Consider the following 12,392-nt stretch of genomic DNA (forward strand, 5'->3'; position numbering starts at 1 on the left):
CGACTCCCCGATCCCCCGCGCGCTGGTCGCAGAGGCGGCCGGCCTCGTCGCGCGTCTGCTGCGCATGCCGGCCACGGAGGACTCCGGAACAGAATCGGCGATGGTGCGGCTCAGCGCCGACGGGAGCCGGCAGTGGCGCTCGGTGCGGTTTCACGCAGAATGCCGGTGCCGCGAGCCGTCGTTCCGATCTCAGCGAGGAACCGGGACGCCGACCGCTGCCCGCGTCCGGCTGCCCGAGACCAGGACAGCGTGAGGCTGCGCCCCGCCCGCGTGATTCCGACGTAGGCGAGACGCCGCTCCTCGTCGATCGCCTCGAAGTCGGTCGCGTACGAGATCGGCAGCGCTCCCTCGGCCCAGCCTGCGACGTGCACGTGCGGCCATTCCAGGCCCTTGGCGGCGTGCAGCGTCGAGAGGGTGACGGTGCGCAGGGTGGGTTCGTGCTGGTCCTTCGCCCTGGCCATCAACGCGTCGGCGAAGGAGCGCAGCGTGGTACCCGGCGCCGCCTCCTCGGCGAGACGCAGAAGTGCGAGCCTGGCCTCCCAGCCGTCGCGCTGCGCGCCGCCCGCGGCCGGCGGTTCCTCCGACAGACCGAGCTCGCGCAGCACCTTGCGCACGTTCGAGAGGAAGTCGCGTTCGGTCGGCGCGACGGCGGCTCCCCGCAGGGCCAGCACCGCCTGGCGCACCTCGGGCATGTCGAAGAACCGCGTGCCTCCGAGCACGGTGGTCGCGATGCCCTGGCCCGCGAGCGCCTGCTGGATCGCCGCCGACTGCGCGTGGGCGCGGTACAGCACGGCGATGTCGGATGCCGGGACCCCGTCTTCAATGCGTGCGGCGATCTGCCGCGCGATCCCCTCGGCCTCCTCGGTCTCGGAATCGTAAGCCGTCACGGACGGCGACTCGGCGGTGAGCGCCTCACGCGCCGGGATGAGCTCGAGGGCTCCCGGCCGCCCGCGCATGAGCGCGTTCGCCGCCGCGAGGATCGGCGCCTGGGAGCGGTAGTTCGTCTCGAGCCGCACGATGGTCGCATCCGGGTAGCGCCGCTCGAAGTCCAGCAGGTAGTGCTGGTCGGCGCCGGCGAACGAGTAGATGGTCTGGCTGGCGTCGCCCACCACGCAGAGATCGCGCCGGTCGCCCAGCCACAGCTCCAGCAGCCGGTTCTGCAGCGGCGAGACGTCCTGGTACTCGTCGACCGTGAAGTGACGGTACTGCTCGTGCACCGAGGCCGCGACCCGGCTCTCCGCCTCGAGCATCCCGGCGCAGGCGAGGAGCACGTCCTCGAAGTCGAGCTGATGACGCTCGTCCTTGAGCACTTCATAACCGCGCTGCAGGTCGGCGAGCTGCTCGACCGTGACTCCGCCGACCGTGCGACCGAGGGTCGCATGCTGATCGATGCCGATCATCGAGACCTTGCGCCATTCGATCTCGCCCGCGACGTCGCGCAGCGTGGCGCGGTCCAGACGCAGACGCAAGGCATCAGCCGCCTGACCGAGAACGCGCACCTTGTTGTCCACGATGCTCGGCGCGGGAGAACCCGTAAGGGTCGGCCAGAAGAAGTTCAGTTGCGCGAGAGCTGCCGCATGGAACGTCCGTGCCGAGACGCCGACGGCCCCGAGAGCCCGCAGGCGCCCGCGCAGCTCACCCGCTGCCTTCGCGGTGAAGGTCACCGCCATGACGCGGGACGGCGAGTAGGCACCGGTGTCGACGCCGTGCGCGATGCGGTGCGTGATCACGCGAGTCTTGCCGGTACCGGCGCCCGCGAGCACGGCGACGGGTCCGCGCAGCACGGATGCCGCCTCGCGCTGCCGCTCGTCGAGCGCGTCGAGCGCGCTCACTTCGACTCGCTCCGCTCGCTCAGCACGGCCACGTCGATCTGCGCGGCCTGCGCGCCCTGGCCTGCCTGCTCGGCCCGGTCAGGCCGCTCGCGATCCTCGTACCAGTCGGTGATGAGAGCGCGCGCGATCGAGGCCGGCCCCGGCAGGCCGACCGGCCCGTCTCCGGCCAGCGCCGAACCGATCTCGGCGCGCGTGAACCACCGCACGTCGATGATCTCCTCGCCGTCGGGGCGGGCGGCGCGCTCGGCGCTCGCGGTCGCCCGGAATCCGATCATCAGCGATCGCGGATAGGGCCACGCCTGCGAGGAGATGTACCGGAGCGCGCTGAGCCGCACCCCGGCCTCCTCCTCGATCTCCCGGTGGACCGTGGTCTCCAGCGACTCCCCGGCTTCGACGAATCCGGCGAAGCAGGAGTACATCCGACCGTTCCACTGCGCGTTCGCGCCGAGCAGGAGCGCCTGGCCGTCCTCGCTCTCCACCGCGACGATCACGGCGGGGTCTGTCCGGGGGAAATGCTCGCGGTCGCACTCCGTGCAAAGGCGCGACCAGCCGCTCTGGCGCACTTCCATCGCGACTCCGCACGTCGGGCAGTACCGTGCGTCGCGCAGCCATCCGGCGAGCGTGACGGCCTCGACGAGCATCTCGGTGTCGAGCTCGTCCAGCATCCCGCCCGTGTCCCGCAGACCCAGCCATGTCTCGGCCGGGGCGGCGTCGATCGACTCGGCGGGCGCGTCGACCGCGGCCACGAGCAGCGGCGTGCCCGCGGGGCGGCGGCCGAGCAGCGCCCACTGCGCTTCGCCGACCTCGGCCGGCGTGGTCGTGACGAGAGCGCCGTCGGCGACGCGGGCCCGACCGTCCCGGACGACGACGACCTCGACCTCCTCGGACGCCCGCAGCGCGTCGAGGATCCCCGGCACGTCGCGCAGGTGGGCGGCGCGGTCGAACAGGGCGCGACCGAGGGTCATCGACTCCCCCTCTCCGGGCGTGGCGTGGACGGATGGGACCGGCGGCCGACCTACCCTGGGGGCATGGCACGCTCTGCATTCACTCTAGCGGCGGCGGTGACAGCGGCACTGCCCGGAGCGGAGGTGACCGGTGCGCGCCCGCTCACGGCCGCCGGCGACGGACGCTTCGATTCCGCGGTCGCGACCCTGGCCGACGGGCGCGAGCTGGCGATCCGCGTCGCCGACGACGACGAGACCGCGCGCGAACTGGCCGCTGAGGCCCTGGCGCTGCGCGCACTGACCGCCGGTGCCCGTGCCATGCTGCCGTTCCGGGCCCCGGAGTACATCGGCGAGACCCGTCTCGGGGACTCCCGCGCCCTGGTGACCGAACTCCTGGACGGCTTCCTCGTCGAGGCGGCCGACGTCCCCGCCGGACGGGGAGCTGCGGTCTCGATGGGACAGGCGATCGCGGCCGTCCATGCCCTCCCGGCATCCGTCGTCCGCGGAGCGGGGCTTCCCGCGCGCACCGCCGAGGATGTGCGCACCGAGATCCGCGGACTCGTCGACCGGGCGGCCTCCACCGGACGGGTTCCCGCACGGCTGACCGTCCGGTGGCGCGAGGCGGCAGACGACGACGAACTGTGGCGATTCGAATCGGCGGTCACTCTGGGCGGTGCCCAGTCCACGTCCTTCCTGTTCGCCGACGACCCGGAGGAGGGCCCCCGAGTGACGGGCGTGGTCGGCTGGCACGCCCTGTCCCTGGGGGATCCCGCGGTCGATCTGGCCTGGCTGTCGGCGGCCCCGGATGCCGCGGCCGATGTGCAGGCCGCGTACACCTCGGCATCCGGTCGCGCCCCCGACGCCGCGATCGGCGTCCGGGCACGCCTGCTCGCCGAACTCGAGTTCGCGCGGTGGCTCGTGCACGGAGACGCCCTGCACCGCCCCGACATCGTGGACGACGCCGCCGCGCTGCTGGACTCCCTCGCCGAGGGCCTGCGCGGCGACGATCTGGCCGTGATCGCCGAACGTGGCGGAGACGGGGTGGACTCCGCCCTGGACGCCCTCGATCGCGTCCCGGAGCAGGCGGCTTCCGGCGTCGACACGTCGATGCAGACGGATGCCTACAACCCGGGGGATCTCTGGCTGGAGAACGCGGAGTCCGAGCCGGTCGGCGACGCCGATGCCACGGCCGATCTCACCGACATCTCCGACTCCGACCTGCGGCCGCGCGACGAGGCGGAACCGACCTCGCCCGACGCTCGCGAGCGTGAGCGCCCGGAGGGCGACGGTGTGGACGAGGCTCAGCGCGCGGCTCGCGCCGCGCTCCAGCGCTGGACCAGCTCCTCCTCCGAATAGATCCGGTCGCCGCGGATCACGAGGTCGTCCGCCACGTAGTAGAGGGCGACGTCGATCTCGTCCAGCGGCACACCGAACCGGCGGTGATAAGCGAGCCGGTACAGCGCGAGCTGCAGCATCCGCTCCTCCTTCTCCGCCGCGGTGCGGGGCGCCTTGCCGGTCTTCCAGTCGACGATCTCGATGCGCCCGCCGCGATCGGCGCGTCGGTAGACGGCGTCGAGCTTGCAGATGACGATGTGCTCGCCCCCGGCGGAAGTTCCCGCCGCGGGCGCGCCGAGGGCGAAGTCGATCTCGATCTCGACGGCGATGGGCTGCAGCGGCGCCCATTCGCTTCGCTCGAAGATCTCTTGGAGCCGCGACATGTCGGCCTGATCGGCCGCGGAGACCTCGTCCGCCTCGGGAGCCTCCTCATCACGCTCCCAGAGCGCGGCATCCGGAGCGGTGCCCGCTCCGACGAGCCCGGATCGGTGCTCGACCCAGGCGTGGAACAGCGTGCCCAGACGCGTCTGCCTGTAGGGACGCTCCGGCATGGGTCGCGCGAGCGAGCGCACCGTGCCGGTGTAGTCGGTCACGTAGTCCTTGAACCGCGACGCGGGCACACGCGTGGGCGCATCGGCGACCGCGCCGACCTGCCGCGCGGCGCGTTCCGCCAGCAGGCGCGCGAGCTCCGGGGTCGGTTCGAGCAGGGACCGGCGTTCCCGTGCTCCGCGCACGGCCTCAGCCGCGGCCGTGACCGCGGTGCGTCGCGCGCCGAGCGGGTCCAGCGGCCACCGGGTGGTCTTCCCTGGGCCGTCGTACGGATTCTCCTCGCCCGGCTCCCCCGGGATCGGGGAACCGAGCACGTCCAGCGCCTCGAGCAGATAGGGCGACGGCTTGCGCGGACTCTTCTGCCCGGCCCAGTGCGCCCCCGTCAGCAGCAGATCCGTGCGGGCGCGGGTCACGGCGACGTAGGCCAGCCGGCGCTCCTCCTGCTTCTGATACTCGCGGTACCGATCCTTGAACACGGTGAGCGCGCCCGGGTTCGTCTTGCTCGAGCTCGTCAGCGAGGCGACCCCGGCCTTCTTGCGCTTCACGGGATCCAGTTCCTCTTCAGCCGGAGGGATCCAGGTGAAGCGAGGCAGAGCGTCGGCGTCACCCCGCAGGACGAAGGGCAGCACTCCGAACCCGAACCACCCCGAGGTGTCCGTCGGTCGCGACGGCAGCTCGTCGTCGACCATCCGGACCACCGCCACCGCGTCCCACTCCAGCCCCTTCGATCCGTGGATGGTGAGCAACTGGACGACGCCGGGCTCGGGCGGCTCGGGGCGCGGCATGAGCTCGTCGGTGCTCTCGGCCTTGTCGAGCCAGGCGATGAGGCTCCCGATCGTGCCGCGGTCGTCCGCCGCCAGGAACGCGCGCACCTCGTCGGCGAACGCACGCAACTGGGTCGATGCGACGCGCGCAGGGCCCCGGGTCTCGTTCGCGGCGAGTTCGATGTCGAGCCGCAGCTCCGTCTCGATGAGGCGGATGAGCTCGGGGATCGGCTGCGCCGCGGCGCGACGCAACCGCTCCAGCATCTCCCCCGCCGCGCGCAGCCGCGCCCGCCCCTCGGGCGTGATGCTCTCCAGGAGCCGGTAGTCGTCGCGCAGACTCCGCACGACATCGACCGCGTCGATGATCGACACCGCCTCGTCGGCGCCGCGCGAGGAGCGGATGCGCTGACGCAGGTCGTCCGGGAGCGGGAGCAGGCCGCTGTCCCGGCGCGAGAGTTCCGCTGCCAGGTCGTACAGCGCGGCCATGTCCGCGACGCCGACGGCGAACCGCGGTCCGACGAGGAGCCGGATGAGCGACGAGCCGGCGTTGGGGTCGTGGATCACCCGCAGCACGGAGACGACGTCGACCACCTCGGGTGTGGCCAGCAGACCGCCGAGCCCCAGGATGCGATGAGGGATGCCCCGCGCGGCGAGCGCGGCCGCGAAGGTCTGCATGTGCCGCTTGGAGCGGAACAGCACGGCTCCGGTGTGCGGCTTCGGACCCCCGTGCGCCTCGCGTCGGTCGGCGAACCAGTCGGCCACCGCCACCGCCTCGTCGTCGACGGTGAGCGGAAAGCGCACCTGCACCTCTCCGGATCCGGCGCCGGGTCGCGGCTCGAGAGGAGGCACGTCGAGGCCGGGCCGCTGCAGCGGTTCGAGCACGCGGTTCGCGACGTCGAGAATGCGGGAATCGTTGCGCCAGCTCGTCATGAGGCTGTAGGTGACGGCGGGAACGGATCCGGCGAAGGTGCGCGAGAAGGCGTACAGATTGTCGGCGCTCGCGCCGCGCCAGCCGTAGATCGACTGGTGCGGATCCCCCACCGCCATGACCGCCGAGTCGCGGAACACGGCTGCCAGGAACCGGGTCTGGATCACCGAGGTGTCCTGGTACTCGTCCAGCAGGACCACGCGGTGCTGTTCACGCAGCTCGGCGCGCACGTCGGGAGAGGATTCGACGATGTCGAACGCGCCGGCCACCTGATCCGCGAAGTCCAGCACGCCGCGGCGCTGCTTCTCGGCGATGTATTCGCGCACGAGCGCCGTGAGGGTGGGAAGGGCCAGCAGATTCGCCGTTGCCTTGTCGATGTCCCCCGTGCCCCCGCTCGTGTACGGAGCGAACTGCTCAGCCTGCCGGAGGGCGATCCGGTCGGCGCGGTCGAGATCGGCGCGATGGTCGAGCGCGTCCCCGGCGAGACGCTGCACGGCGTCCACGACCGTCCCGACCGCCCGGTCGATCTCCTCGAGCTCGGGGAGATCCGCCCGCAGCACGACCTCGCGGGCCAGCATCCAGGAGGCCGCCTGGCTGAGCATCGCCACGTCGGGGTCCCGACCGATGCGCGCCGCGTGCTCGCGCACGATGGCATCGGCGAACGCGTTGTACGTCGACACGCGGGGGCGGATCAGGAGGTCCTCCGCGCTGCGCGCCGCGGGCGGCGCCCCGGCGACCCCGAAGCGCTCGCCGAGTTCGTCGAGCACCTGCCGACGGACGAGATCGCGCTGGGGTCCGGCGGCCGCGGCATCCACCCGGATGAGCGCCCCCGAGGCGACGATCTCGGGAAGATGCGGCAGGAGGCCTCGCCGGCCGTACTCGTCGATCAGGGCCAGACGCGCCCCGATGCGTTCGGAGAGTTCGCCGGCCGCCTTGCGCGTGAAAGTGAGACCCAGGATCTCGTCGCGGCGCACATGCCCGTTCGCCACGAGCCAGACCACGCGCCCCGACATGGTCTCGGTCTTCCCGCTGCCCGCGCCCGCGACCACGAGGGCCGGGGCCGGTGGCGCCTCGATCACGCGCTGCTGGGCGACCGTCGGCGCCGGCAGCCCGAGGGCGGCGGCGATGTCGGTCGCCGAGATCCCGTTTCCAGGATCGGGCCAGTCGGCGGAGGCGTCCAGCATGGGTTCCTCTGTGGAGATCGTGCTCATGCGCTCACCGCCGGGACGGTGTGGATGCGGCAGGGCTGCACCCGCCATTGCGTGTCCGCGCAGTGCGCCTCGGTCTGCGCCGTGAAGCTGCTCGCCGACATGCCGCGCGCGGCGTCCGCGATGCGGTTCAGGAACCGGGCGCGCGCCTCGCCGTCGAGCGTGTGCTGGTGGGCGACGCGGTATTCGCTGCCGGACAGTGTCTTGGCCACGAGCACCAGACGCGCTCCCGTGAGCGCCGCGGGATCGGCGCCGTCGATGAGGCCCTGCTGCACGGCGATCTGGTAGGCGGCGAGCTGCGCGTGATCGACGACCTTCTGCTCGTTCTCGGGCTCGTACTTGCCTGTCTTGAGATCGACGACCACGACCCGTCCTTCTTCTGTGCCCGGGGCCATTCGGTCCCATCTCTGGCCGCGGGCCTTGGCGTGCTCCCCGCCGCCCGGCGGATACGCCTCCACGCGATCGATGAACCCGTGCACCACCGCACGATGCGGGTGAGGACCGGAGTCCGCCGTGAGTCCGTGCACGGCCGGCGCCGTCCCGGTCTCCGATGCGACCTCGGTGTCCTCTTCGAGGTCGACGGCGAAGCGGAACTCGACCTCGCCGGCGAGCACGCGCCCGCCGTCCGCGGTGACGTCGGACAGGTAGGAGTGCAGACGGTCGATGTACTGATCCGCCCTCCGGCGCTCCTTCCGGCCGATCCATGCCGTCTCGAAGTCCAGCTCGGGCCAATGCTCGGCGAGGATCGCGCGCATGCTCTCGAGATCGCCGTCCGGCACCTTCTCCATCGCCTCGTGCACGATCGTGCCGATTCCCGCGGACGGCGGGAGGATCGTGTCACCACCCAGTGCCGACACGACCCAGTTCAGTTCGCACTCCTCGAACGACTCCATCCGCGAGGGCGAGACCCGCGCCGCGTCGACGGACAGATCGTGCAGCGGGGCAAGCGTGGACGGCGCGGTCACGCCGTACCACTCGTCGGGATGCGCACCGGGGACGCCCTCGTCCGCGAGGATCGCGAGCTGTCCTGCGGCCTCCTCGCGGGCGAGCGCCGACGTCGACGTCGTCAGCACGCGCCGATGACGCGCCACGAGACCGCGGAGCGTCAGCGGATGCTCAGCCGAGGGGTGCAGATGCGGAGCGTCAGGCTGAGGGAGGAACGCGAAGAACCCGCTCGGGGTCGCGTCGTCGTCGTCCACCGCCGTGACGAGCAGTCGGGATCGCGCTCGAGAGAGGGCGCGCACGAAGAGCCGCAGCTCGTCGTGCAGCGCGGTGCGGCGGCGATCCAGCACTCCGGGCGCGGGCACAGTCGTGCCGGCGCGGGCCGCCGTGACGGCGTCCGCGAGACGCCAGGTCCCCAGCATCCCTCCGCGCAGGCGGACGTTCGGCCACACGCCGTCCTGCACACCGGCGACGATGACGGCCTCGAACTCGCCGCCCAGAGCGGTCGCCGGCGTCAGGAGCGTCACGAGGCCGGGCCGGTCCGGCGTGGAAAGGGTGTCCTCGGGGACCTCGCTGTCGAGGATGTCGTGGATGAACACGGCCGGCTTCTCCTCCGGCGAGCGCTCCACGAAGCGCTTCGCGGCGTCGAACAGCGCCACCAGACTGTCCAGCGCCCGTGCGGTCTCGCCGCCGCCGGGCTGCTCGGCCGCGATGCGCCAGGATCGCTCGAGCCGCGCGCCGTCCAGCCCGCGGGCGCGGTCCCAGACCCGCCAGAGCAGTTCGTGGATGGTCTCTCCCGCGTCGGCGGCGGCCGCGACCTCCGCGAGCGTCGCCGCGAACCGATCGGCGGCCCTGGCCTCCGGCGCATCGATGCGGTCGAGCTGCGCCGGGTGCATCATCGCCTGGCGCAGTAGCTCTGCGGCCGGCGTCGAGCCCGCGTCGGCGAGCTCGAGATGGCGCAGCCGCGCGCGCAACCGGCGCAGCCCCACGGCGTCCATGCCACCGAACGGCGTGCGCAGCGCCTCGGTCAGGGCATCGATCTCGCGCTCCGCCGGCGGGGTGAGCGCGAGACGCACGATCCCGACGATGTCGCGCACGACGCCCTCGCTGCCGAGCGGGCGCTGCACCCCGGCGGCGCGCGTGGGCACCTCACGCGCCGCGAGCTCGGTCTCCAGCGCCGCGACCTGACGGGTGTCGTGCGCGATCACGGCCATGTCGCTCCAGGCGATGCCGTGGCTCAGATGCCAGTCCCGCAGGACGCCCGCGATCCGGTCGAACTCCTCATAGGGCGACGACGCCATGAACGTCGAGACGGCCCCGTCGTCGTCCACGGGCACCGGCGCACGGCGGTGGTCGACGCGTCCGGCGACGCCGATCGCCTGTGTGACCGTGCGCGTGAGCATCGTCAGGGCGGGCGTCTGCCGGTGCGGGGCGTCCAGCACGTGCACCTCCTCGAGGACCGAGGCGAGATCGTGGAACAGCTGGGGCGTCGCTCCCCGGAACGCTCCGGACGAGATGTCGGGGTCGCCGAAGGCGAAGACGGCGACCCCTCGCGCGCGCATCGCCCGCACGAGTTCGACGCCGCCGCGCGTGAGCTCCTGCGCATCGTCGATCAGCACGACGCGCAATGCGGCGAGAGGGCCGAGCACGGCGGCATCGGCCTCGCGCAGCAGAGCGGCCGCCTCGCTCACGAGGTCGGGGATGTCGCGGTGCGCGGAACGCATGCCCGCGAGCACGCGGCGGTACTCGGACAGGAAGTCGCCGACCGCGCGCCAGACCTCGTCGTCGGACGCGCGCAGTTCGTCGGGCCCGACGCCGAGTTCCGTGCACTCGGCGAGGAACGCGCGCAGCTCCGAACGGAACCCCTTCGACGCGCGCATCGCCGGACTCAGCTGGTCCGGCCAGCGCGATGCGGCCCCGTCCCGCTCGTCGGCGGCATCCCCTTCGAGGAGGTCGGCGATGATGCGGTCCTGGTCGGCTCCGGTCAGCAGCGCCGGCGGCTCGTACCCGGCGTGCACCGTCGCCCCGCGCACGACCTGGAAGGCGAACGAGGCCAGGGACCGGGCCAGCGGGCCCGGGGTCGCCTGCCGCGTGCGCACGCCTACAGCGTCGCGCAGCTGGGTCGCGGCCTGCCGGCTGGGAGTCAGCACGAGCACCGACTCGGGCGGCAATCCCCGCTGCTCGAGGAGCATCGAGACCCGGGCGATCAGCGTGCGGGTCTTGCCGGTGCCCGGGGAGCCGATCACGACGGCGGATGCATCGGCGGGCGCCTCGATCACGGCGGTCTGCGCGGCATCCTCGGTCATGTCTCCACGCTAACGCGGCGCGCCGACACCGGCGTGTGCGCCGTGGGCGAAACCGGCGGTCACCCCGATCCCGCCCCCGGGGCGCGGGGTAGAGTTGCCTCAGTCCCCGACTTCAAGGAGCACGCGTGGAAATCCGCATCGGCATCGTCAACACCGGCCGTGAGCTGAACTTCGAGACCTCCTCCAGCCCCGACGAGGTGCGTTCGCAGGTGGCCTCGGCGCTCGAGCAGAGCGCCACGCACCTCAGCTTCAGCGATGTGAAGGGCAGCGCGTACATCGTGCCGACGGCGAACCTCGCCTACATCGAACTCGGCACCGAGGAATCGCGCCGCGTCGGCTTCGTCGCCTGACATGTACATCCTTCTCGCACTCATCGCCGCGTGCGCCCTGGGCATCGCCCTGCACTTCCTGATGCCCGAACGCGCGCTGCGCGGGGTGGTGGTGACGCCCGGGATCGCCACGGCCGTCGCGGCTCTGGTCTACACCGGGATGCAATGGGCCGGCGTCGGCGAGGACAGCATCTGGCTGTGGTTGGCGAGCATCGGCGGCGGCTTGCTGCTCGCCGCCCTCGCGACGCTCGGGCTCACGGCGACACGCCGCCGGTCGGATGCCGCGCAGAAGGCCGCTCTCGGCATCTAGCCTCGTCGCCTCGCGCCGCATCCGCGCCCTCGCATCCTGCCCCACGCATCCCGCGAGACTTGGCTTGCAGAGCGAAACTTGCGTCAGTGCGCCAAGTCTCACCCCGCAAGCCAAGTCTCGCGGAATGACGCTCGCGGAAAGGCGCTCTCGCGAAGGCGCTCGCGGGCGAGGGACGCGGGCAGCTAGGCCGCGAGGCCCATCGCGTCCATCCGGCGCGCATGAGCGCCCATCAGCTCGGTGTACACCGGCTCGATCCGGTCGTCGTCCACGACGAGGCGCTCCGGTCGCAGCGCTGAGCGCGCCACGAGCAGCGTGTCGCCGACGAGCCGGCGCGCCCACATCGACAGCAGCGACCGCCACTCGGCATCCGATTCGATCGTCGCGGTGAGGATCGCGACGATCTCCTCGGTGTGGTCGTCCTGGCGCAGGATCTCCCCCACGCGGCGGCCGGTCTCGCCGTAGCTCCCCGCGAGCGCGAGGTAGAAGTCGTCCAGCATCCCCGCCGTGATGTAGACCGCCAGCAGCGTCTCGCGCGGACGCGCGCCGATGGTCTTGCGGCGGAACGCATCCAGGTGCTCGCGGAACGGCAGCATCAGCTCGGTCGGGTCGTCGCCGCGCTCGGCGATGAGGTCTACGATGTCGCGGTGCTTGTCGAGGGCGGCGCCGGCCGCGCGCGACAGCGCCTCCTTCTCGCTGAGCTCGGGCGTCGCCCTGATCAGCCGTGTCAGCGTCTCGAAGTACCCCAGCTGCAGGTAGGCGGCCTGCCCGAGAAAGCGGTCCTCCTCGGGTGCCAGCTCGGCGAAGTCGACGCGCGTCGCACCGGAGTCCTCGCCCCGGCTGCGCAGGGTAAGCGTGCGCCGCGGCGCCTTGCGCTGCCAGAACCACTGAACCATGGACTTCAGACTACCGACCCGACCGGCGGCCGAGCATCCGCCTGACGGTCCG

General features: G+C 72.3%; 8 protein-coding genes. 3 read left to right on the forward strand and 5 right to left on the reverse strand.

What is annotated here, in order from left to right; all coding sequences use genetic code 11:
• Nucleotides 1-110 precede the first annotated feature (110 nt).
• Both AC3RXZ_RS04900 and nudC read right to left on the reverse strand, forming a co-directional pair.
• The gene (locus tag AC3RXZ_RS04900) at nucleotides 111-1,832 is read right to left on the reverse strand and encodes an ATP-dependent helicase (protein WP_243224809.1); all 1,722 of its coding nucleotides are present in this window, start codon (nucleotides 1,830-1,832) and stop codon (nucleotides 111-113) included.
• Nucleotides 1,829-2,797, reverse strand: coding sequence for an NAD(+) diphosphatase (gene nudC, locus AC3RXZ_RS04905; protein WP_491493318.1), 969 nt, complete (start codon nucleotides 2,795-2,797; stop codon nucleotides 1,829-1,831). The genes AC3RXZ_RS04900 and nudC overlap by 4 nt, the downstream gene beginning before the upstream one ends.
• Before the next feature lie 63 nt (nucleotides 2,798-2,860).
• On the opposite strand from nudC, the gene AC3RXZ_RS04910 reads away from it, so the two are divergent.
• On the forward strand, nucleotides 2,861-4,132 hold the full coding sequence (locus AC3RXZ_RS04910; RefSeq protein WP_491493319.1) for a phosphotransferase: 1,272 nt from the start codon (nucleotides 2,861-2,863) through the stop codon (nucleotides 4,130-4,132).
• Here the strand turns inward: AC3RXZ_RS04910 and AC3RXZ_RS04915 are convergent.
• Together AC3RXZ_RS04915 and AC3RXZ_RS04920 are read right to left on the reverse strand one after the other, a co-directional pair.
• On the reverse strand, nucleotides 4,078-7,536 hold the full coding sequence (locus AC3RXZ_RS04915) for an ATP-dependent helicase (RefSeq protein WP_491493501.1): 3,459 nt from the start codon (nucleotides 7,534-7,536) through the stop codon (nucleotides 4,078-4,080). The genes AC3RXZ_RS04910 and AC3RXZ_RS04915 overlap by 55 nt on opposite strands.
• 23 nt (nucleotides 7,537-7,559) lie before the next feature.
• A complete protein-coding gene (locus AC3RXZ_RS04920) occupies nucleotides 7,560-10,808 on the reverse strand; it encodes an ATP-dependent helicase (RefSeq protein ID WP_491493320.1) in 3,249 nt (1,082 codons plus the stop codon).
• Between the two features lie 125 nt (nucleotides 10,809-10,933).
• Here AC3RXZ_RS04920 and AC3RXZ_RS04925 point away from each other — a divergent pair, with 125 nt between their 5' ends.
• Nucleotides 10,934-11,158 carry a DUF3107 domain-containing protein gene (locus tag AC3RXZ_RS04925; RefSeq protein WP_243224804.1) on the forward strand — a complete coding sequence of 75 codons (225 nt, stop codon included), beginning with the start codon at nucleotides 10,934-10,936 and terminating at the stop codon, nucleotides 11,156-11,158.
• Between the two features lies 1 nt (nucleotide 11,159).
• Nucleotides 11,160-11,447, forward strand: a complete 288-nt coding sequence (locus AC3RXZ_RS04930; RefSeq protein ID WP_243224803.1) for a hypothetical protein — start codon at nucleotides 11,160-11,162, stop codon at nucleotides 11,445-11,447.
• A gap of 182 nt (nucleotides 11,448-11,629) precedes the next feature.
• On the opposite strand, the gene AC3RXZ_RS04935 is transcribed toward AC3RXZ_RS04930, so the two are convergent.
• Nucleotides 11,630-12,340, reverse strand: coding sequence for a ferritin-like fold-containing protein (locus AC3RXZ_RS04935; RefSeq protein ID WP_243224802.1), 711 nt, complete (start codon nucleotides 12,338-12,340; stop codon nucleotides 11,630-11,632).
• Nucleotides 12,341-12,392 lie beyond the last annotated feature (52 nt).

Source organism: Microbacterium cucumeris (genome assembly GCF_058349845.2).